This window comes from Pseudoalteromonas sp. SCSIO 43095 (assembly GCF_023650455.1).
GTDB lineage: Bacteria > Pseudomonadota > Gammaproteobacteria > Enterobacterales > Alteromonadaceae > Pseudoalteromonas > Pseudoalteromonas tetraodonis.
Genome location: NZ_CP087996.1, coordinates 154147 through 174864 on the forward strand (window position 1 = coordinate 154147; position 20718 = coordinate 174864).

At 41.0% G+C, this 20718-nt stretch carries 21 protein-coding genes and 2 pseudogenes; 12 read left to right on the plus strand and 11 right to left on the minus strand.

The window, feature by feature from the left end:
- The first annotated feature begins 48 nt into the window (after positions 1-48).
- Positions 49-846: a DODA-type extradiol aromatic ring-opening family dioxygenase gene (locus LOC50_RS15070; RefSeq protein ID WP_250654101.1), complete on the plus strand. Its 798-nt coding sequence runs from the start codon at positions 49-51 to the stop codon at positions 844-846.
- A 255-nt stretch (positions 847-1101) separates the two neighbouring features.
- On the opposite strand, the gene LOC50_RS15075 is transcribed toward LOC50_RS15070, so the two are convergent.
- Complete coding sequence (locus LOC50_RS15075; protein ID WP_250654102.1) at positions 1102-1704, minus strand: MBL fold metallo-hydrolase; 603 nt, start codon at positions 1702-1704, stop codon at positions 1102-1104.
- A gap of 169 nt (positions 1705-1873) precedes the next feature.
- Here LOC50_RS15075 and LOC50_RS17530 point away from each other — a divergent pair.
- Both LOC50_RS17530 and LOC50_RS15090 read left to right on the plus strand, forming a co-directional pair.
- Positions 1874-2765, plus strand: a pseudogene (locus tag LOC50_RS17530) (LysR family transcriptional regulator).
- Positions 2766-2899: 134 nt separating this feature from the next.
- Positions 2900-5236: a S9 family peptidase gene (locus tag LOC50_RS15090; protein WP_250654104.1), complete on the plus strand. Its 2337-nt coding sequence runs from the start codon at positions 2900-2902 to the stop codon at positions 5234-5236.
- A 279-nt stretch (positions 5237-5515) separates the two neighbouring features.
- Here the strand turns inward: LOC50_RS15090 and LOC50_RS15095 are convergent, their stop codons facing one another.
- Positions 5516-5827 carry a hypothetical protein gene (locus LOC50_RS15095; protein ID WP_036983562.1) on the minus strand — a complete coding sequence of 104 codons (312 nt, stop codon included), beginning with the start codon at positions 5825-5827 and terminating at the stop codon, positions 5516-5518.
- Between the two features lie 109 nt (positions 5828-5936).
- On the opposite strand from LOC50_RS15095, the gene nhaR reads away from it, so the two are divergent.
- Complete coding sequence (gene nhaR / locus LOC50_RS15100) at positions 5937-6830, plus strand: transcriptional activator NhaR (protein ID WP_138627309.1); 894 nt, start codon at positions 5937-5939, stop codon at positions 6828-6830.
- Positions 6831-6982: 152 nt separating this feature from the next.
- Here nhaR and LOC50_RS15105 read toward each other — a convergent pair whose 3' ends face one another.
- Positions 6983-7792, minus strand: a complete 810-nt coding sequence (locus LOC50_RS15105; RefSeq protein WP_250654105.1) for a sulfite exporter TauE/SafE family protein — start codon at positions 7790-7792, stop codon at positions 6983-6985.
- A 463-nt stretch (positions 7793-8255) separates the two neighbouring features.
- Between LOC50_RS15105 and LOC50_RS15110 the strand changes: the two genes are divergently transcribed.
- Both LOC50_RS15110 and LOC50_RS15115 read left to right on the plus strand, forming a co-directional pair.
- Positions 8256-9230 (plus strand): DUF1852 domain-containing protein, encoded by a 975-nt coding sequence (locus LOC50_RS15110; protein ID WP_250654106.1) that lies wholly within the window; start codon positions 8256-8258, stop codon positions 9228-9230.
- A gap of 31 nt (positions 9231-9261) precedes the next feature.
- Positions 9262-10302 (plus strand): methionine synthase, encoded by a 1041-nt coding sequence (locus tag LOC50_RS15115; protein WP_250654107.1) that lies wholly within the window; start codon positions 9262-9264, stop codon positions 10300-10302.
- Positions 10303-10495: 193 nt separating this feature from the next.
- Here LOC50_RS15115 and LOC50_RS15120 read toward each other — a convergent pair whose 3' ends face one another.
- Complete coding sequence (locus LOC50_RS15120; RefSeq protein WP_250654108.1) at positions 10496-11332, minus strand: IS982 family transposase; 837 nt, start codon at positions 11330-11332, stop codon at positions 10496-10498.
- Positions 11333-11461: 129 nt separating this feature from the next.
- Between LOC50_RS15120 and LOC50_RS15125 the strand changes: the two genes are divergently transcribed.
- Both LOC50_RS15125 and LOC50_RS15130 read left to right on the plus strand, forming a co-directional pair.
- On the plus strand, positions 11462-11812 hold the full coding sequence (locus tag LOC50_RS15125; RefSeq protein WP_250654109.1) for a hypothetical protein: 351 nt from the start codon (positions 11462-11464) through the stop codon (positions 11810-11812).
- Positions 11796-12875: a heparan-alpha-glucosaminide N-acetyltransferase domain-containing protein gene (locus tag LOC50_RS15130; RefSeq protein ID WP_250654110.1), complete on the plus strand. Its 1080-nt coding sequence runs from the start codon at positions 11796-11798 to the stop codon at positions 12873-12875. Before LOC50_RS15125 ends, LOC50_RS15130 begins: the two co-directional genes overlap by 17 nt.
- 37 nt (positions 12876-12912) lie before the next feature.
- Here LOC50_RS15130 and LOC50_RS15135 read toward each other — a convergent pair whose 3' ends face one another.
- Positions 12913-13779, minus strand: a complete 867-nt coding sequence (locus tag LOC50_RS15135; RefSeq protein ID WP_250654111.1) for a LysR family transcriptional regulator — start codon at positions 13777-13779, stop codon at positions 12913-12915.
- 104 nt (positions 13780-13883) lie between these two features.
- Here LOC50_RS15135 and LOC50_RS15140 point away from each other — a divergent pair, with 104 nt between their 5' ends.
- From LOC50_RS15140 to LOC50_RS15150, 3 genes and pseudogenes are all read left to right on the plus strand, one after another.
- On the plus strand, positions 13884-14384 hold the full coding sequence (locus LOC50_RS15140; RefSeq protein WP_008130525.1) for a lactoylglutathione lyase family protein: 501 nt from the start codon (positions 13884-13886) through the stop codon (positions 14382-14384).
- 158 nt (positions 14385-14542) lie between these two features.
- Positions 14543-14695, plus strand: coding sequence for a hypothetical protein (locus LOC50_RS15145; RefSeq protein ID WP_502934587.1), 153 nt, complete (start codon positions 14543-14545; stop codon positions 14693-14695).
- Between the two features lie 204 nt (positions 14696-14899).
- Positions 14900-15181, plus strand: a pseudogene (locus LOC50_RS15150) (GNAT family N-acetyltransferase); the annotation flags it as partial.
- A gap of 38 nt (positions 15182-15219) precedes the next feature.
- Here the strand turns inward: LOC50_RS15150 and LOC50_RS15155 are convergent.
- Complete coding sequence (locus tag LOC50_RS15155; protein WP_214551874.1) at positions 15220-15639, minus strand: hypothetical protein; 420 nt, start codon at positions 15637-15639, stop codon at positions 15220-15222.
- A gap of 153 nt (positions 15640-15792) precedes the next feature.
- On the opposite strand from LOC50_RS15155, the gene LOC50_RS15160 reads away from it, so the two are divergent.
- Positions 15793-16725, plus strand: a complete 933-nt coding sequence (locus tag LOC50_RS15160) for a ChaN family lipoprotein (RefSeq protein WP_250654112.1) — start codon at positions 15793-15795, stop codon at positions 16723-16725.
- A 39-nt stretch (positions 16726-16764) separates the two neighbouring features.
- Here the strand turns inward: LOC50_RS15160 and azu are convergent, their stop codons facing one another.
- The 5 genes from azu to LOC50_RS15185 are packed head-to-tail and all read right to left on the minus strand — an operon-like array spanning position 16765 to position 20594.
- Entirely contained in the window at positions 16765-17214 is a 450-nt protein-coding gene (gene azu, locus LOC50_RS15165) for an azurin (protein WP_036983571.1), read from the minus strand.
- Complete coding sequence (locus LOC50_RS15170) at positions 17211-17954, minus strand: HugZ family pyridoxamine 5'-phosphate oxidase (protein ID WP_090495265.1); 744 nt, start codon at positions 17952-17954, stop codon at positions 17211-17213. The genes azu and LOC50_RS15170 overlap by 4 nt, the downstream gene beginning before the upstream one ends.
- Positions 17951-18739 carry a heme ABC transporter ATP-binding protein gene (locus tag LOC50_RS15175; protein WP_058155591.1) on the minus strand — a complete coding sequence of 263 codons (789 nt, stop codon included), beginning with the start codon at positions 18737-18739 and terminating at the stop codon, positions 17951-17953. The genes LOC50_RS15170 and LOC50_RS15175 overlap by 4 nt, the downstream gene beginning before the upstream one ends.
- A complete protein-coding gene (locus LOC50_RS15180; protein ID WP_024602445.1) occupies positions 18736-19788 on the minus strand; it encodes a FecCD family ABC transporter permease in 1053 nt (350 codons plus the stop codon). The genes LOC50_RS15175 and LOC50_RS15180 overlap by 4 nt, the downstream gene beginning before the upstream one ends.
- The gene (locus LOC50_RS15185) at positions 19785-20594 is read right to left on the minus strand and encodes a heme/hemin ABC transporter substrate-binding protein (RefSeq protein WP_069439032.1); all 810 of its coding nucleotides are present in this window, start codon (positions 20592-20594) and stop codon (positions 19785-19787) included. Before LOC50_RS15185 ends, LOC50_RS15180 begins: the two co-directional genes overlap by 4 nt.
- Positions 20595-20718 lie beyond the last annotated feature (124 nt).

Sequence of the window (20718 nt, forward strand, 5' to 3'; positions counted from 1 at the left end):
CTAACTGCGCAGGCACTATAATAATATCTGTCCTTTAGGATTAACCACATGCAACGCCCAACCGTTTTTTTCATTTCACATGGTGGCGGCCCAATGCCATTACTAGGTGATGCCAACCATGCAGAAATGCGAGCCTGCTTAGAACAAGTTGCCGCTACAATCCCAAAGCCTTCTGCTATTTTAATGGTCAGCGCGCATTGGGAAGCTCAACCAATTAGTATAACGGCGCACTCTTCACCACCGCTTATTTACGATTACTACGGTTTTCCTAAGCAGGCGTACCAATTAACTTACCCTTGTGCTGGCCAGCCGCAACTTGCTAATTTAGTACAGCAAGCGCTCGCAACACATAATATTGACTCAAAACTCGATCCACAGCGTGGTTTTGATCACGGTATGTTTGTACCGTTAAAAATTATGTATCCAGAGGCCGATATTCCCTGTGTGCAAATATCCTTGCACCCAGGCCTTGATCCGCTGTTGCATGTTAAAATTGGTAAAGCGTTGCAAAGTATTGATTACGATAACTTATTAATTATAGGCTCAGGCTTTACCTTCCATAATATGCGCGCTTTTGGTGTTACCCAATCAAACGATGTTAACCAGCAAAATCAGGCATTTGAAAATTGGTTGGTAAGCACAATCGCAGATCAAACATTAACCGAGCAACAGCGTGAACAGCAATTATTAGCATGGCAGCAAGCTCCAGCTGCACGCTTTAATCACCCCAGAGAGGAGCACTTGTTACCGCTTCATGTATGCTATGGCGCTGCTATGTGTGCAAGCACTGAGGTATTTGAATTAAATATTGCCAATAAGCGAGCCAGTATGTATTTGTGGCAATAATAAAAAACACGCCAGACTTTGCTAGGCGTGTTTTTTGGTTCTACTGTATTTATTATAGTGGTTAAGCGTAAGCAATTACCATTTCATTTCGCCTTTATGAACTTTAGCGCCCATGCTAAGAGCCATAGGCAATACAGTCTCTGGGTATGAGTTGATCATTTTATCTATCAGCAGCTTACTGCTATCACTACTTTGCTTAGCGTGTGCAAAATCCTTTAAATACTGGATTGAAAAATCAATATTTGCAGCATCTAATTAGGTGCCTGCTTTCATATGCCAAGAGATCATTACGTCAGGGTTGAGTGCTTTCATTTCATTAAGTTGCTTTGCCCATGCATTTTGCTCTGCCTGAGTTTGTTCATCGGCCATCCATAAATGAACATTAGCGTATACAGCCACATTCCCTAAAATAGCTTTATTATCAGGGATCCATAAATAAGGACGATGATTATGCTCACCCTCTGTGCCACGAATTTCAATACTGTGACCTTCTATTTTTAAGCTATTACCATTAAATACCTTAGGTACGACGGGGTTTTTTGGTACGTTTTCACCCATTTTTGGTGTCCAACAAGCAAGTTTACTTTGAAGCTTTACTGGTATTTTTTGATGCACTGCCGGTGTGGTTATAACCTCTGCCTCAGGAAAAAACTGTTGTAACACCTCAGCGCCAAAATAGTAATCAGGGTCGGCCTGGCTAATAAAAATAGTTTTTAGTTGTTTGCCAGAATCAATTACTTTGGCGGCAATGCGCAGTGCATCGGCTTTGGTAAATCCTGTATCAATTAAAATTGCAACGGTACGGCCATAAACCAGCGTGGCATTAACATGAAAGCTATTGCTGTCAGCGTTATACACATCAAGGGTTAATGCGGTTTCGTCTGCAATGGCGATATTGCTGATTAAAGCATGCGTAGGTTCATGGTATTCTCATCATTGGTTGCTAATGCGAGCATAATAAAGGTTTGATATGTTCAGAAAAACAACCAATAATTAGCATCATTGTTTCATGAGTCGTGTAAATACTATGGATAAACTCACCGCAGCGCAGGTTTTTGTTGATGTTGCCTACTCAGGCAGTTTTACTGCCACTGCCGAACGGCTTGAAATGTCACGCCCTATGGTTACTCGTCGTATTGAGTCGGCAGAGGCATGGCTCAATACTCGTTTGCTACACCGAACTACCCGCAAAATTACACTTACCACCGCTGGCGAGGCCTGTTTACCCGAAATAGAGCAATGGTTAGCACAGGCTAACCGTTTAGTTGAACAAACTAAAAGCCAGCAACAGTTGTCAGGTAAAATACGAGTAGTGACCAGTATGTCGTTAGGTTTTGCACAATTAGCCCCTATATTTACACGCTTTATGAAACGTCACCCTAACGTGCAAATAGACATAGATCTTGAAGACTCAACCACAGATCTAATAGAGCAACGTGTTGATTTGGCTATACGTATTGCAGCCAATCCTGATCCTTCGTTAATAGGTAAACCTATTGCCGAGTGTGAATCTATATCAGTGGGTGGCCTCAGCTGATTACCTTACAGATTATCCGCCAATAACGACACCACAACAGTTAAGCACTCATCAGTGTTTAGGCTATAAAAACTTTGACCGATATATTTGGCATTTACACAACGGGGATGAATTTCAATCGGTTGATGTTAAATGTAATTTAAGTGCAAACGAGGCCACCACATTACTTCATGCAGCCATAGCCGGTGGTGGTATTTCAGTGCAGCCTACGTATTTAGCAAATCAATATTTACTGGATGGTCGCTTGCAGCGTGTATTAGCGCCATGGACATTAAACCCAATGAAAATTTATGTGCTTTACCCTTCTCGTCAGCATATATCGACAACAGTAAGAGCGCTAATCGACACGCTCAGTGAAGAATTTAAAAATCCAGCATGGTAATTAATTATAAAAGTTTGGGTTTAAACCATGGCTTTGTGCGTTAAGCATGCTGATATTGTGTAGGTTATTTTGTTACAGTAAATGTAATAAGCGCCTTAATCTATAAAGGTCAGCAGACCAAAGGAACAATAACAATGAATCTGATCAAAACATCGGGCTTGGCACTGGCCATTGTTGCGGGCTTAGGCTTGCAAGCATGTTCAAGTACCAGCATAACAACCAACAATAATGCAGCGATGAGTACCGTGAATAATCCATTAAGCCTAGCGCAAATTTATAAAGATAAAGAATTTAAAACCCAGCGAAGCACTTACTTTAAGTGGCTAGACGATGGTACCGGCTACACTGTGCTTGAAGAGCGCGAAAGCGAAAAAGAAAAAGCAGACGATAACAACACCGATGACGACAAAGAGCACGGCGTAAAAGGCAACGACATTGTATTTTACAATGCTGACGGGACAGGCCGTAAAGTACTGGTTGAGTTTGAAAAGCTACTGCCAGAGGGCGCAGACGAGCCATTTGCAATCGAAAGCTATCAGTGGTCAAAAGACGGTAAATGGCTGATGGTATTTACCAACAGCGAGCAAGTTTGGCGTTCGCGTAGCAGAGGCGACTTTTGGTTACTTAACCTTGAGACAAACCAATTACAGCAATTAGGTGGTAAAGACGTTGAGCCAACTAAGTTAATGTTTGCTAAGTTCTCGCCAGATAGCTCAAAAGTGGCTTACGTGCGCGATAACAATATTTATGTGCAAGCGGTTGGTAGTAACGATGTAACCGCGCTCACAACCGATGGTAACGCCACCATTGTTAACGGTAATTTTGATTGGGTATACGAAGAAGAGTTTACTATTGCCGATGGTTTTCGTTGGAGCCCCGACAACAAATCAATCGCCTATTGGCAGCTTGATACTAGTGACGTTAAATTTTTCACTATGATCAACAACACCGATGAGCTCTACCCTACCCTTAAAGAATTCCCTTACCCTAAAGCGGGTGAAACCAACTCTGCTGTTCGTGTTGGTGTTGTGAGTATTGCCGACAAACAAACCCGTTGGGCTGAGCTTGAAGGCGATAACCGCGACCGTTATATTCCGCGTATTAGTTGGGCAGGCACTGGTAATGAATTAATGATTCAAGACTTAAACCGCCCACAAAGCCATAACAAAGTGTGGTTGTTTGATTGGCAAAAGCAGCAACTGACTAAAATTTTAGAAGACAAAGACGATGCGTTTATAGAATGGTTTTATAAAGCCAACTGGTCAAAAGACGGCGAGTTTTTTATTTGGCATAGCGAACGCGACGGTTGGCGTCATCTTTACCGTGTATCGCGCGATGGCAAAACTATTATCGACCTAACCCCAGGCGATTACGACATTATTGATATGCTTACCATCAATGAAGATAAAAACGTGATGTATTTTATTGCCTCGCCAAATGATCCTGGTCAGCGTTATTTATACAGCACACCGCTTGATGGCAGCAGCAAACCGGTACGGGTAACACCTGCTGAGTATGAAGGTTCAAACAGCTACTACATGTCAAAAGATGCCTCATGGGCAATGCATACTTACTCAAAATTTGGTACGCCACCGACTAAAGAGATCATTAAAGTGAGCGATCATAGTAATGTAAAAACCTTAGTTGAGAATACAAAGCTTAAACAAAAGCTTGCTGAGCAAAGCTTACCAAAGCATGAGTTCTTTAAAGTAAAAGCGCAAGATGGCACCGAGCTTGACGGCTATATTATGTTCCCAGAGAACATGGATAAAAGTAAAAAATATCCAATTGTGTTTTACGTATACGGCGAACCATGGGGCTCTACCGTGCAAGACCGCTGGGAAGGCAACAGTTACTTATATAAATCACTGTTAACGCAAAAAGGCTTTATTGTGGCATCGATTGATAACCGTGGTACACGTGCACCAAAAGGCCGCGATTGGCGTAAATCAATTTATAAAAAAATTGGCTCAATTACCGTGCAAGACCAAGTAGACGCCCTAGATGCTATGGCTAAACGTTGGGATGTAATAGACACAGACCGTGTTGGTGTGTGGGGGCATTCAGGGGGCGGTAGTTCAACCCTTAACTTACTGTTCCGCCACGGTGATAAATTTAAAGTGGGCATTGCCTCAGCACCGGTGCCAGACATTCGTTTATACGACACCATTTATCAAGAACGTTATGCGGGTAACCCAAACACCGATCCTGAGAGTTACGATAACACCTCGCCGATCACCTTTGCTAAAAACCTAACTGGTAAGCTACTGCTTATTCACGGTACGGGCGATGATAACGTGCACTACCAAGGCTCAGAACGCTTAATTGATGAGCTTGTAAAGCATAACAAGCAGTTTGAGTTTTTCTCATACCCTAACCGCTCACACAGCTTACGCGAAGGCAAAGGCACCACCTTGCATTACCATACTATGATGGCTGACTTTTTTGAAAAGCACTTACTAAACAAGTAATCGCTTTAAAAAATAAAATACTAAAGCCGCACACTAATTAATAGGGTGCGGATTTTTTAATCAAAATGGTGTGAGGGGTTTACAGCTGAGGTCAAAGGTTAAAGGAACAAGGTCAAAAATTTTAGTTACGGTAAGTTTGGTATAGTCCAACAAAACCCAACAAGGAAATACTGCTCAATAGGTAATAAGTGAATCGTTTAATGTTAAACACAGCTTGGTACGAGAATAGAAATAAAAAGAGTAGCATCCATGCTACTGCAAGTGCGATATTAATAAAAACTAAGAGCTTGGTTGCGAAGGTTGATACTTATTAACGAGAATTTGCTGCAAACTTTTTAGTGCCCGCTTTATCGCTTGCAGCATACTTCTTCCTTTTGTATTTACATTAATACTGGGTAGCCCAGGCAAAAGAATATTAATTTTGCATTGCTGCAAAGTGCCGTGGCGCTCACTCGAAAGATCATTTATTTGAATCTCAACTTTACGAATATTTAAAGCATGTTTTGCCAATTGGCTTTTTATCAACTTCAAAAGCGACATCTTTTCACTTGCGTTAATTATCTTGTTTTTAACTGTAAGTTTTAGCTTCATGCAATTACACCTTTTAATAGTAACTATGTTGCAGGCATGACTGTAATCTACTAACTTAGTGGCAAAGGAAAAAGCTGATTATTTCTTACTTTAAAACAGGTATTTTCGAATGATTACCAACATTAACTACAATCACTTATATTATTTTTGGCAGGTAAGTAAGCATGGAAGTATTGCAGCGGCGAGTAAAATACTTAATTTAACGCCGCAAACGGTCAGCTCACAAATTACTAACTTAGAGCAACGATTAGGAAAACCACTGTTTGTTCGCCAAGGGCGAGGCCTACAGTTAACTGAATTTGGCCATGTAACTCAGCAATACACCAATGATATGTTTGCTATTGCTCACGAATGGCTAGAAACTACGCAAGGTGATACCACGCAATACTCACGAACACTAAAGGTGGGTATTTCAGACGTGTTGCCTAAATCACTGGTGTCGAAGTGGCTAGCGCCTTTAATTAATAACGACCGTATTACCAACTTGCACTGTATTGACGGCCAACAAGATGAACTGCTTGCACAAATGGCGATTCATAAGCTCGATTTAGTGTTAGCTGATAAACCACTCGATACTACTTTGCCATTTAAGGCGTTTTGCCATGAAATAGGTAAAAGCCAAATCGCTCTTTTTGGTAACGAAACATGGCATTCGCAGTTACATAAGCAGTTTCCGCAGTCTTTAAATAACAAGCCCTTAGTGCTCCCCGCAAAAGAAAGCCCTGTCGCGCGGGCTATTTATTATTGGCTGCAAGAGCAAGACATTGAAATGACAATAGCTGGCCATGTTGACGACAGCGCATTAATGAAGTCACTCGGTGAGCAAGGGTTTGGGATATTCCCTGCGCCTATTTTGGTAAGAGCCGAAGTAGAGCGCCATTACGGCGTAAATTACATAGGTACAATTGATAATGTTTATCAGCATTATTATGCCTTTACGCCCGACAGGCTCATTAAAGACAGTATTTATGACGAATTTATAAAGCACGCGCAAATGACGTAGATTTTAGTTAATCACCTTAAGATGTTAAAGGTTAAAGGGTTCGGACTCTAACGCTCAACACCGACGCGGGGTGAACCCGCTGCTACTAGTCGCTAATATTCTAGGTAGCAGCGGCTTTATACCGCGTCTTTTTAAGGCTCATATAAATGCTCTTATCGAGTAAACATATTGATTGCCATTATTATTAATAAGCCGGCAAATATTTTTTTAATGGTTGAAACCGGTAAGTAATGCGTGGCTTTAGCACCGAGTGGCGCAGTAAACCATGAGGTGCATACAATACCCAATAAAGCGGGCAAATACACAAAGCCTGCAAATCCTTGTTTTAGGCTAAATAACTGGCTGCCTGAGCTGATATAACCCATTGAACCAAACAGCGCTATCACAATGCCTGAGGCCGAGGCGCAGCCAATGGCTTTTTTCATATCAACAGAAAAAAACGTTAGTAGCGGCACTAATACTGCCCCGCCGCCAATGCCAATCATGGCAGACAAGCCACCGGTTATGGTCGTATAAACACTCAGTAGCCCTTTGTTTGGTAACGGGCGCGCTATTGCGGAATCACTCTTACCTGAAAAAATCATTTTAAGTGCAATTAGCACTACGCTTACAGCAAACACCAAACGCACTACATGCTCAGGTAACAGCGCAGCCATAAAGCCACTAATAAGCGCGCCAAAGGCAACGCCTGCCATAACCCAAGGTGCAATATCCCAGGGTACATTGCCATTTTTATGATGCGCAATAGCCGACGAGGTCGAAGTAAATAAAATAGAGGTCAGCGAGGTCGCAATGGCAACCACCACCACTTGTTCAGGTGGCAAAGCATTAAAGTGCAGTAATATCATGCTGAGTATGGGTACAATAACCAGCCCGCCCCCTATTCCTAATAAGCCTGCTAAAAAACCAACACCACTGCCAAGTATGGCGCAGTAAATAATTAACACTATTAAATCACTCATTCCTTTTGTCTCTTCTTATGTTAGGGGTTGTTATGCTCTGTGGCGGTGAGTTGCGTGTAAAAAACGTTTAATAAAACAGCTAAGCTCACCAAGGTTTATTCGAGTATATCAACAACCGTTTATGCAAATGCCACTTTAAGTGCCTATAAGCATTGAATAATACTCACGTTTTGTATGAATAAATCACAACACCCGTAAAAACATCTAGAAATCTAGACTTCTAAAGCGGGTTTTGTCGCAGAGGGGGCGTCTACTAGCCTAATTTATTCATGCAACTTAGTAAGAGAGTGAATCTGGCTCATGTTTTACCTGAAATAATACCGTTTTTCTTCATGCTACATACCGCGTATAAATTTATTAACTCTGCAAAGCACCATTACAGTTATCCCGTTAGTTTGGTTTTAACAGCAAGTAATGTGTCATTGATAAAAGCAGTAACAACTCAGATTGAAAGGATACGGCTATGAGCACTGATCTTACATTTACGATTAAAAGCACTAACTTGGATGAAAACTATCATCCATCAAATAACACACGTATTACGACCAATTTCGCTAATTTAGCAAGGGGTGAAAGCCGCCAACAAAACCTGCGTAATACTCTAAAAATGATCAACAATCGTTTTAATGCACTGGCAAGTTGGGATAACCCAGAAGGGGATCGTTACGCGGTTGAGATCAAGATCATTTCGGTTGATTTAAACATTGCAGGCAGTGGCCAAGCATTTCCGTCAATTGAGGTATTAAAAACCAATATTATTGACCACCAAACTAACGAGCGAATAGAAGGCATAGTGGGTAATAACTTTTCATCGTATGTGCGCGACTACGATTTTAGTGTGTTATTGCTTGAGCATAACAAAAGCAAACCGCAATTTAGTATTCCCGATAACTTTGGTGACTTACACGGCAAGTTGTTTAAATGCTTTGTAAACTCAGATACCTATAAACAGCATTTTAAAAAGCCACCAGTTATTTGCTTAAGCGTGTCTGATAACAAAACCTATCAGCAAACCGAAAATCTACACCCCATTTTAGGCGTAGAGTATCAGCCTAATGAGTCGTCGTTAACAGAGCAATATTTTAAAAAAATGGGCTTACAAGTGCGCTACTTTATGCCACCAAACAGCGCTGCACCGTTAGCCTTTTACTTTTTTGGTGACCTACTTAACGACTACAGCAACCTTGAGCTAATTAGCACTATTAGCACCATGGAAACGTTTCAAAAAATTTATCGTCCAGAAATTTATAACGCTAATGCCGCTGCAGGCAGCCGTTATAAACCAAATTTAAAAAATGACGATCATTCGTTAACGCAAATTGTGTATGACCGCGCAGAGCGAGGTCAATTAGCGGTTGAGCAAGGCAAATTTACCGAGCAGCATTTTATTAAGCCTTATCAGTCAGTGCTGCAGCAGTTCTCAGCAAGTATCGCTTAATCACACAACAAAATTAAAGGCAGCATTTATTATGAAAAAACTATTACCTACTTCATCAGCTGGCAGCTTGCCAAAACCGTCATGGCTTGCCGAACCCGAAACCTTATGGTCGCCATGGAAATTACAAGGCAATGAGCTGGTTGATGGCAAACACGACGCCTTGCGTATTTCCCTACACGAGCAACAAACCGCAGGTGTAGATATAGTCAGCGACGGCGAACAAACCCGTCAACACTTTGTAACCACCTTTATTGAACATTTAAATGGCGTTGATTTTGAAAACCGTCAAACAGTTAAAATTCGCGACCGTTACGACGCCAGCGTACCCACAGTGGTTGGCCCTGTGTCTCGCACTAAATCGGTATTTGTTGAAGACGCCAAGTTTTTACGCCAGCAAACCAGCCAACCAATTAAATGGGCACTGCCAGGGCCCATGACTATGATCGACACCCTGTATGACGATCACTATAAAAGCCGTGAAAAACTGGCATGGGAATTTGCTAAAATACTTAACCAAGAAGCCAAAGAGCTAGAAGCCGCAGGGGTTGATATAATTCAATTTGATGAACCCGCTTTTAACGTGTTTTTTGACGAAGTAAACGACTGGGGCATAGCCTGCCTAGAGCGAGCCATAGAAGGGTTAAAATGCGAAACCGCCGTGCATATTTGCTACGGCTACGGCATTAAAGCCAACACCGATTGGAAGAAAACCCTTGGCACCGAGTGGCGACAATACGAAGAAGTATTCCCTAAGCTGCAAAAATCGAATATTGATATTATTTCGCTCGAATGTCAAAACTCACATGTACCCATAGAGCTACTCGAACTGGTGCGCGGTAAAAAAATAATGGTGGGCGCAATCGATGTAGCCACCAATACTATAGAAACACCCGAAGAGGTGGCCAAAACCCTACGCGAAGCGCTTAAATACGTTGATGCCGACAAACTCTACCCCTGCACCAACTGCGGTATGGCACCCCTACCCCGCGACATCGCAAACGGTAAACTTAACGCCCTAAGCAAAGGCGCAGAGCTAGTACGTAACGAACTGTTAGCAGCGAATGTCGCTTAATTCTTAGTTAAAGCAGCTGTAAAAAGCCACGCCTTAACACATGTTGATGTGTGGCTTTTTTAATCAAAATGTCATGGGGGTTTACAGTTAAAGTGCAAGGTCAAAGGTGAAAGGGAAAAGGTTTAAGTTCGTTGAATATTGGTTGGGTGAGTGCAGCAAACCTAGCGTAATTAACCTCAGAACTGCATAAGAATTAAAGCCGAGTCACTTTTATACTCGGCTTTTTAGTCTGAAAAGTATAGGCAATTAATCCAGCCATTAAATTAACCATAAATGAGATGCCGCTGCGGTGCCTTGTGTGGTCTATTTGAGCCATATTTTTCAGCTGGTCGAACACTGTTTCAATGATGAAACGCGTTGATAACATCGCTCTATCCCAAGATGATATTGGCTGACGTTTCATATTACTTCTTTGACCTGTAATAAAATCAATACCTTGCTCAGCAAGTTCCGCTTTTAAGTTTGCAGATACATAACCTTTATCAGCGTATAAACTACCTGTAACCTTATCGACCATATCTAACCAGCTGTCACTTTTACAGCTAATAAACCCCCCTTCATCATTCATGATGAGATGAAGTTTAAAGCCATAAAACCAGCCCATTGTTCCTTTGCCTCGTTTGGCTTCTCCTGCAAAAACGTGATGGCGAGGAATACGCATGTTGTGACACACCTTGAGAGAAGTGGAATCGATAAATGCAATGCCTGTTGGTTTATCAAAGCGCTGCTTCAGATAGCTACACAGAGCAGGTAACGTGGCCTGAAGTAACTTCAACATACGTGTATAACTGACTAAATCAGGAAAATAATGTCGCCAATACTGACAAACAAATTTGGTGTAGTAAGTTTTAAAATCGCGATAACCTGATTGATGAAAAGCAATTAATATAGTCATCACTTCGCTAGAGGATAGTCGAGATGGCTTAATGCTTTGCTTTTCACCTGATTCTATTAGGTGTTTAAGCCATTGAGGTTCAAACAATAAACAAAAATCATCGACACCTAGGTAAATTGCATCTAAGTTATTCATGCCCTTGCCTCGGTAATCTTATGTTTCTTGGTCGAAAGATCTGATCACCGCAAGGGCATTTAGTTCCATTTCTTATGTGCAGCTCAGGTTATTTACGCTTCTTGTCGTGGGTTTAACCTGAATAACGACGTGTTAGTAAGTAAAACTGAGCAAACCAAAGCGTTTACTCATTTTATAAGCCAAGTTGGTGAATGGATAAATACCGACTACGCGCTGGATAAAAAAGAACAAGCACGGTTATTACTCGATTCATTAAGTAGCGCCATTGATCGAGCTCATAGTTTAGCCCTTGCTACTACTTTACATATCAACAATTGCCATCGTCAGCTGCACACCGTTATTTGTGAACACTTAAATCTTGATGCGCCATTTACTGAAAAAAACCAGCGTTTAGCCTGTTGCCGCTATTATTTAGCCTGTTATAGCAAATGCCAAACCTGCCCTAAAAAAGACATTAATACCAATGAACCAACGTCTTAAAACGATTGATCTTGTGCGTGGTGCGAGCGTTTTCATTATGATTATTGTGCATACCTTATGGATGTATGCCTCCACAACGCTTCAAAGTGAAAGCGCATTTGGTACGGTTGTACATATACTTGGCAAAGGCACCGCCTCGTTTTTGGTGGCAATGGGGCTATTTATGGCGCTTTCGCGCAGGCAAACACCCTTGCTATTAATTAAGCGTGGCATACAGCTTTTACTGCTTGCTTATTTAATGAATGCGGCCAAGTCCTGGCTGCCTATTGAAGTATTTAATACTATGCCTGAGGCGTTTATAAATGCGTATGGCTGGCAAAGTCCGCTCAGTACTGGGCAGTTACAATTTATGGTGTTAACAGGTGATATTTTACAACTGGCTGGAGTTAGCTTATTGCTGTTTGGTGTACTTAATATTGCCCGTTGGAAAACAACATGGATTGCGGTTTTAGCCATTGCAATTGCAGTTTTGAGCCAGTTTGTAAGGGGGCAGCAATTTACGCTTTCACCTTATATTAGTGATTTGTTTTTCGCTAATAACTATCAGGTGTATTTTCCGGTTTTTCCCTGGATAAGTGCGATATTAACGGGGTATGTACTTGGTCGTTTATACCTTAGTAATCGACAAAATGCCGATTACTTATATAAAGTATGTGCACAACTCGGTGCTGCTTTACTTGTTATTGGCGGCATATGGTTAGCCATTGATTTTAAAGGACAGTTTGGCAACTTTTTCCATTTAAATGGCGGCGGTATTAGCTATTTAATTGGCTTAAATTTATGTGCACTAGCGGCTATACAGTTTATTTTTGCTGATAAATATAATGGCCCTATTACACGTGCTCTTTTATATGCCAGTAAACATGTAACCGCGCTTTATGTTATTCAATGGGTACTTATTTGCTGGTTTATGGGGGCGCTTGGTTATCATACTCTCAGCCTTTGGCCGACACTTTGTATGATGGTACTGATGACTTTACTTACTTTTGCTGTGCACAAGGTTTATTTTAAAAGCAAACAGAGCCTCACAGACATTACGCAAAAAACCAAACGTACAGCTTAAGCTGTAAAGGGGCTTTACGGGCGCTGATTTGGGTGCCCTAGCCTGATTTTATTGCGTCAATAACGCAATGCATACGCTTTGCTAACGGCCTATTTCGGTGATGGCACACATAAATATTTTCGCTAATTGGTTTGGTTAAATGATGCGTTTTAATAAGCGCAGGTTTATTAAAAGCACTTACTGCGTGTGCGGGTAAAACCGTAAAACCCAGCCCTAAACTTACCGGCTCCAGTATTAAACTTATTTGGTTAGAAAACCCCGTTTGCTTAATTTGATCAACATGTTCAAATTCACTGTAGTTTTCGCTAAGTAAAAGCTGCGCATGATGTTTTGCATCGGGGTGGCCAATAAAGCCAAGCTCACATAAAACCTCCCACGTTGGGTTTTCTATATGTGCGGGCGTTACTAATAATAGGGATTCTTTACCAATTTTGTGGCTGGTAACTTCACTAAGGGTAGGCGCTTGAGTTAAAAAGCCAATATCGGCACTATGATTGGCCACCGCTTGTTCAACATTGGTATTTGGAGCAAAGCGGTAATCTATAATTAGCTTCTTGTGCTCTACTTGCAGTGCTAATAGTTGATTGTAAAACTTTAGCCCGCAACTGCCTGGCGACTGTATTTTTACTAAACCGCTGTAAGGTGAATCATCTTTTAATTGCTGCTCTAAAAACTGCCATTCTTTGAGTAACTGACTACCCTGCTGATATAAATTTTGACCCTGAACGGTAAGGGTAAATTGTTTACCGTGGCGCTCAAGCAAGGCGCAATCTACTTGCTGCTCTAACTTTTTTATATGTTGGCTTACGCCTGACTGGGTCATATAAAGGCGCTCGGCGGTTTGGGTAAAATGGTTTACCTCAACTAAAGTACAAAACGTGTTTAACCATGTCGGATTTATCATTACAAAATATACTTAAAATGATGATTAATGATAATTTTACTTAATGTTGGTCAGTTCGTAAACTAATTCCATCAACTAAACATAGTTAAGTAGGAGTATTTATTATGAGTCATACATATCCACGTAGTTTTTCGCACATTGGTATTTCAGTTCCCGATGTTGAAAAAGCCGTAGAGTTTTACACTAAGGTGATGGGCTGGTACACCATAATGGAGCCTACTGTGATCACTGAAGACAACAGCCCAATTGGCGAAATGTGTACCGATGTATTTGGTCCAAATTGGGAAAAATTCAAAATAGCGCATCTTTCAACAGGCGACCGAATTGGTGTAGAAATTTTTGAATTTAAAGACCAAGAAAACCCTAAAGACAACTTTGAATACTGGAAAACCGGTATCTTCCATTTCTGTGTACAAGACCCAGATGTAGAAGGCTTAGCGGATCGTATTGTTGCTGCAGGTGGTAAAAAACGTATGCCAGAGCCACGTTACTACTACCCTGGCGAAAAGCCGTACCGCATGATCTACATGGAAGACCCGTTTGGTAACATCCTTGAGATTTACAGCCACAGCTACGAGCTTATTTACAGCGCAGGCGCATACTAAAAGCACATAGCTTAAAGTATTTAGTAAAAACAAAGGCCGCAGTATTTATTACTGCGGCTTTTTGTGCCTAAAAAGAATACATTGCCTAGGTGAATTAGTGCTGATAACGTGATAAAACAAAACTACTTATAACTCCATGTTTTAAATTAAGGACAATAATGAACATTTCATTGGAAGATGTCACCTCTGCTAATTACGAAGAGGTATGCGATTTAGACGTTACCAAAGCGCAACAAGATTACGTAGCGAGTAATATGTGGTCGTTAGTTGAGTCTCATTATAATGTTGGGCATACCTGTAAAGCGAATTAACCTGAACTCTGGATAATAAATCTATCTCAAGCAGCTATTTTCAGCGCTAACTTCGTTGAATTTACTTGCAATAGGCTAGCTATTGACGCGTAATTTCGCCTTATTTTCACTGAAAATCTCTGGCTAGAGAGAATAAGCATAAATATCAATTTTGACTCAATACGTTAGTAAATCCCTTAACCAGAGTTCAGGTTATTTAGCAAAAATAATAAGCCTGTAGGCTTTTTTATGTGGGTGCAAGAAACCCCTACAAAAGTTTCTATTTGGCGTTTTATGGTAGATGAACATCATCAAAATAAAGGTATTGGCCGCCAAGCATTATTCATGGCAATTGCAGAGATTAAAACGACTTCTAAGCTTGAACAAATCGAGATTTGTTATAACCCGCAAAACCCTGTTGCTAAGGATTTTTATTCTAGTTTTGGGTTTGAAGAAGTTGGCCTAGATGAAGACGATATGTTAGCCATTATTAATATAAAAAGTTAACCCAATTTTGTTTAGCGCGTTGCTTATTGCCATAAAAATTAGTGCTTAGTAAGGTGTGGAGGATGTTGCAGTGCTAATTTTTTTAGCTGTGTAATACATGAAAGCGCTAAATCATGATATTCATCGTCACTATACAATATCTCGTTTAGCAGATTAATAGATTGTATGAGTGCATTGTGCGCAGCACTTTGTTCGCCTAAAAAGTGAAGTGTGGAATAAAGGCGCTCTGTAAGTGAGGTAATTTGTACTACTTGCTGTTTGTTTGCACAATTATACATTTGAGCTAACAAGGACGCACTTTCAAGTGCACACCCCAAGTACGGCAATGCTTGTGCAAATTGGTATCGTTTAAACAGCGCTTCGCCACTTAGCTGCGCATTTTGAATATCTATAATTGCTTGTTCTGGTTGACATAAAACATGTTGTTTGTGTCGAGCACATAAAAAAGGTAATGCCATGGTACGTTCCATATCTGTTTATTTTTTAAGACTGTAAAACAGAAACCCCAAAACATCAAATGATAATTGTTTTTATTTGCATTTGTAGGTTTGGTGCAGTTTGTTGTGTATACTAACTTCATTGTTTTGATTCTTATTTTTATAAAAACCGATATGAAAAACCCATTTTTAGCACTTGTTTTACTTAGTGGATTATCAGGCTGCAGTACAAACACAGTATCAGTATCTCAAAATTCATCCTTGTATAATTACGGGCTTTATAATGCAAAGGGCCAGCGAGTTAATTCAATATTGTCAGAATCTACGCTTTTGAATGCCGATGTTGTTTTAGTCGGTGAATGGCATACACACCCCGGTGTGCACTTATTTCAGGCTGAGCTGTTTCAGCAATTAAGCACGCAAAATAAGCCTATTGCCTTATCGCTTGAGCAATTTAGCCGCGCTGATCAGCAAACACTAAGCCTTTACCTTGAGAGTAAAATTGGCGAACAATACTTAATTGATAACACTAAGGCTTGGGCTAATTATAAGAGCGATTATCGTGCGTTAGTGGAATTGGCGAAGATGCAAAATAGCGATGTAATAGCTGCAAATGCGCCTAAGCATATTGTTACCTGTATTGGTCGCCAAGGTATTAATTATATTAATAAGCTTGACGCACAACAGCGTAGTTTTATTGCAAAAGAGATAGATATTTCTCCAAGCCTTTATAAAGAACGCTTTATGCAATCCATGCATCATGGAACGGCGAGTAAAAACGAAAAACTTTACGCCGCGCAAGTTACCTGGGATGAAACCATGGCTGAGTCTATCGTTAACCATATTAGTGAAAATAAGGGCACACAGGTTATACATTTAGCCGGTGACTTTCATGTGAGAAATGGTGAAGGCATAGCGCGGGTAATTAAGCGAATTGCCCCAGAGCTTAATGTTGTATGGGTTTCGCCAGTATCAAAAGTACAATCTGAGCAAAGTGGTTATCAATTAGAAGTTAACGCTTTGCCTGCTCGCTATGTGCAAAAAGCACATCAACAAGCTGCATTTAAAGCTTTAGCCAAACGAGGGGAGAAAACACAGTGCCAATAATAGGTTGGCACTGTGTTTGTGTAATACACTTTTTAATATTTACTTAAGCGTAAATGTGCCTTTCATCATGGCGTAATGGCCAGGAAAAGAGCAAAAGAAAGTGTAATCGGTTCCGGCGGTTAAGCCGCTGGTTTTAAAAGTAACTTCGGTTTTTTTACCGCCGCCAATAATGTCTGTAGCACCAATCACGCGACTATCATTAGGCTTTATGTAGTGGTTGCTAAGCCCTGCAGCGTTGCCATCTGTGATAATACCTTGCATGTTTTGCTCAGTAGATAGCACCCAGTTATGGCCCATTACATTAGCAGGTAATTTACCGGTGTGACTAAGCTTTACAGTCACTTGCTTACAGCTTTTAGGGGCGCTTAGTGTTTTAGTTGAAAACTGCATCATATCGTTTGCATCTATATTTAGTGTGCATTCGTCTGCATATGCAGTATTGGCACTCAGTAGCAGTGTAGTGCTGAGTAAGGCTATTAATTTTTTCATACTGTCTCCGCTAGTTGGTTTGAGCTGTTTCGTGCTTGATTTGTTAGGGCTACAAGTGCTTTTCGCACGGCTAATGGGCTATCGCACTCGTTCGCAAAATTAATAAAGTAATTACGCTTGTGGCTTTGTATATAAAAGCCTGTGGGTAGTAGGCCGCTCATTATTGGGGTGTTATCGGCTACGTTATAGTGCTGCATTAATATGAGCGACATAGCATCTTGATGATCTTCATTCATATGAGTGATCATGCTTTGCTGCTGGCTTTCATCCCACTTTTTAGGCTGAGCTTGCCACTCGTTTTGCTCAAGCCAAAATATTTTTCCAAAACCGCCAATATAACGCACCCGCACTACATCTAATTGCCAAAGCTGAAAATCATGCGCATTGCGATAGCTTGCAGCCTCAGGGTACAAAGCTATATATTTATCAAGTAGCACTTCGCTTTGCTCTTTTGCCACAATAGAGCCATCACCTACAAGTGTTACTCGCCCATGTTCGTTTTGATCGCCATAATCGGCGGCATCAAAAATAGTCAGACTCATGCGTGAGTCCTGTTTTAGGTTTTTGGTGTGCTGAGCTATGTCACTAATAAAAAAGTAGATGCGGCCTTGTTCGTCACACATATAAGGTGTAACAGAGCCAAACGGATAGCCGCGTAAATTATTTGAAATGGTCGACATTACGCCGGCATGGGTTTTAAAAACGAGCGTGCGTGCGTCGTTTAATGCTTGTTCTCTCATGAAAACTCCTGACGTTGAGAAAAAACCATGGGCGCATCGTTATAAGGATGAGGGTTAACGTGCAATTTCATGGCGTACATTTGTTGTAAGTTTTGTGCTGTTAAAACGGTATTTATAGACCCGCTTTGCAGCACTTTTTGGTTGTGTAATAAGATAGCGTTGGTTGCATAAAGGCTTGCTAAATTAAGATCGTGTATAGCAATAATGGCGCTGTTTCCTTGCTCTACAAAGGTTCTAACACAGCTAAGTAAGGTATGTTGATGACGCATATCTAGCGCTGATGTTGGCTCATCGAGTAACATTAATTTAGGCTCAGTTTGCGCAGTAAAAGCATCTAGTTGGGCTAATGTGCGCGCCATATGAACACGCTGTTGTTCGCCGCCCGAAAGCGCACTCATTCGACGTGTTAGGTAATGGGTTAAATCCATAAGTGAGGCATATTTTTGAACTTTATTGGCTTGTGTTTTAAGAGACTCTGTATAGGGATAGCGACCCATAGCAATGAGTTCAAATACACTAAAATCAAAGCCAACATGGTTACTTTGCATCATTACAGCGCGCTTGCTAGCTAATTGCTCTTTAGAAAATGAATGCAAAGGCTTGGTATTAAATAGTATATCTCCTTCAAAGGGATGCATGCCTGCCAAAGTATGCAGTAAGGTTGATTTACCTGCACCATTTTCGCCTATCAGAGCGACAAGTTGTCCTGCTTGGATATTGCCGCTAATACCCTCTAAAACACGATGCGTGTTAAAGCCTATATTGAGGTTGTTAAACGTGATCATGACCAATCTCGCTTATTTTTAATGATCAAATATATAAACAGGGGAGCCCCAAGTAACGCCGTTATAATGCCTATCGGCAGCTCCGCAGGCATAACAACCAAGCGTGCTAACCAATCTGAAAGTAGCAACACTATGACACCTAAAAGCATACAAAGTGGCAGCATATTCCGTAAGTGTGGGCCAACCATGAGGCGTGCGATGTGAGGGACAACTAAACCAACAAAGCCAATTAAACCTGTTAGCGCAACCACCGCACCTACGCCCAATGCAACTAATATAATGACGTATAATTTAAGCTTGCTGGTATCCACTCCTAAGTATTGGGCTTGTGATTCACCGATAAGAAGTAGATTCATTGGCTCTTTTAATCGCCATAGCCCGATAAGACTCAGTAATAGCAAAGGACTCGCCTGTTTTATATTATCCCAGCTTGCACCGCCTAATGAGCCCATGGTCCAATAGTTAATTAACCGCAGTGCGCTGTCATCGGCATAAAAACTTAATAATCCAATAACAGCGAATGCCAATGCATTAATGGCGACACCGACTAATATAAGTGTATTTATATTAATTTGTTTTTGTTGTTTTGAGACTAAATATACCAGCGATGTTACTGATAGTGCGCCCAAAAATGAGGCATAAGGTAAGTAGTGTTGGGCGTTAAAATTAAATTGTGCACTAAGAGCAATAAAAGCAACCGCGACCATTGCAGCGCCTGCGCTTATACCAATAATAGAAGGATCAGCAAGCGGGTTACGACACAGCGCTTGAGTTGCAGCTCCTGTTTGTGCAAGTACTAAACCCACCATCACTGCAAGGACAAAACGAGGCAGGCGTATTTGTGTAACCACATTGATTTGTAGCGCATCAAATTGACTAAAATGTTCAGGAGCTAGCCATGCAATCGCTAAACGCCAATCCCACCCTGCCGCTCCATAGCCTATGCTAAGTAATGCTAAAGCAAAAATGCAGCCATAACTTAATAGCATCCACTTATGCGGATTACTCAGTGTTATGGCGTTAAAACGATTCAAAGTTAACGTGCTCATAAGCGTGTTTTATACTCATGCAATGCTTGAATCGCAGTTGCAATACGCGGCGATATGCCCAGTGAAAGTAAGCTGTCCATGACCAGTAATTGACACTCTTGCGCTGCTTTTAATAAGCGAAGTGTAGGCTGTTTACAAAAGGCTTGTTTACCACCAAGGCTTTGCACAACATGCGCTGGCGCTACTAAAAAATCGGGCTGATTTACAGCCAGTACTTCACTGTTAATTGCTTTAAAGCCTGTATGCGTAGCAGCTATATTGGTAATGCCCGCATAGTTAAACAGTAAGTTGGGCACCGTTTCTTGTCCTGCTGCGACGAGCCCACGCTCATTAGCTGAAAGTAAAAACAAAGCGTTGTGAGTCTGTGTTTTTACTTTATTAGGTAACGATTTTTTTATTTTAGTAATTAGGTTTTGAGCTTTTAGGTTTGCATCTAAATCACTACCAAGGTGCTTAATTAGTTCAAGTAGTTCATTTACAGAAGTCGGCTTTTTATAGTGAATAACCTTCACTCCGGTCGCTTCTATTTGCTTGAGCGCCTGCTCTCTTCCTGCACCTTCAAGTGCAAGTAACGCAGTTGGATGCATTGAAAGCACTCCCTCAGCGGCTAGGTCTCGATAGTAACCTACCTGTGGCAATTGTGTTGCTTGTTGCGGATACATACTCGATTGGTCAACCGCTACTAAACTATTTTGTTTTTCTAGTGCGTAGATTATTTCAGTTAATGTGCCGCCAGCACTGATCACACGCTCTTTAGCGAGTGCTGATTGAGTGGCTAAAGCCAGAAAAAAAATGAGGTACTTCATAACAAACTCCGATTTTATTTTTTAGTATTATAACCACTTTAATCTAAATGAAAATGATTATCATAATTAATTGATCTTATTTTGGGTTAGTTGTAACATTTAAAAGTAAATAATAACTATTATC

Excerpts from the sequence above, each read along its gene's own strand:
- LOC50_RS15070 (WP_250654101.1), top strand. The coding sequence starts at position 49 with ATGCAACGCCCAACCGTTTTTTTCATTTCACATGGTGGCGGCCCAATG.
- LOC50_RS15090 (WP_250654104.1), top strand. The coding sequence starts at position 2,900 with ATGAATCTGATCAAAACATCGGGCTTGGCACTGGCCATTGTTGCGGGC.
- LOC50_RS15095 (WP_036983562.1), bottom strand. The coding sequence starts at position 5,827 with ATGAAGCTAAAACTTACAGTTAAAAACAAGATAATTAACGCAAGTGAA.
- nhaR (WP_138627309.1), top strand. The coding sequence starts at position 5,937 with ATGATTACCAACATTAACTACAATCACTTATATTATTTTTGGCAGGTA.
- LOC50_RS15105 (WP_250654105.1), bottom strand. The coding sequence starts at position 7,792 with ATGAGTGATTTAATAGTGTTAATTATTTACTGCGCCATACTTGGCAGT.
- LOC50_RS15110 (WP_250654106.1), top strand. The coding sequence starts at position 8,256 with ATGAGCACTGATCTTACATTTACGATTAAAAGCACTAACTTGGATGAA.
- LOC50_RS15115 (WP_250654107.1), top strand. The coding sequence starts at position 9,262 with ATGAAAAAACTATTACCTACTTCATCAGCTGGCAGCTTGCCAAAACCG.
- LOC50_RS15120 (WP_250654108.1), bottom strand. The coding sequence starts at position 11,332 with ATGAATAACTTAGATGCAATTTACCTAGGTGTCGATGATTTTTGTTTA.
- LOC50_RS15130 (WP_250654110.1), top strand. The coding sequence starts at position 11,796 with ATGAACCAACGTCTTAAAACGATTGATCTTGTGCGTGGTGCGAGCGTT.
- LOC50_RS15135 (WP_250654111.1), bottom strand. The coding sequence starts at position 13,779 with ATGATAAATCCGACATGGTTAAACACGTTTTGTACTTTAGTTGAGGTA.
- LOC50_RS15140 (WP_008130525.1), top strand. The coding sequence starts at position 13,884 with ATGAGTCATACATATCCACGTAGTTTTTCGCACATTGGTATTTCAGTT.
- LOC50_RS15145 (WP_502934587.1), top strand. The coding sequence starts at position 14,543 with ATGAACATTTCATTGGAAGATGTCACCTCTGCTAATTACGAAGAGGTA.
- LOC50_RS15155 (WP_214551874.1), bottom strand. The coding sequence starts at position 15,639 with ATGGCATTACCTTTTTTATGTGCTCGACACAAACAACATGTTTTATGT.
- LOC50_RS15160 (WP_250654112.1), top strand. The coding sequence starts at position 15,793 with ATGAAAAACCCATTTTTAGCACTTGTTTTACTTAGTGGATTATCAGGC.
- azu (WP_036983571.1), bottom strand. The coding sequence starts at position 17,214 with ATGAAAAAATTAATAGCCTTACTCAGCACTACACTGCTACTGAGTGCC.
- LOC50_RS15170 (WP_090495265.1), bottom strand. The coding sequence starts at position 17,954 with ATGAGAGAACAAGCATTAAACGACGCACGCACGCTCGTTTTTAAAACC.
- LOC50_RS15175 (WP_058155591.1), bottom strand. The coding sequence starts at position 18,739 with ATGATCACGTTTAACAACCTCAATATAGGCTTTAACACGCATCGTGTT.
- LOC50_RS15180 (WP_024602445.1), bottom strand. The coding sequence starts at position 19,788 with ATGAGCACGTTAACTTTGAATCGTTTTAACGCCATAACACTGAGTAAT.
- LOC50_RS15185 (WP_069439032.1), bottom strand. The coding sequence starts at position 20,594 with ATGAAGTACCTCATTTTTTTTCTGGCTTTAGCCACTCAATCAGCACTC.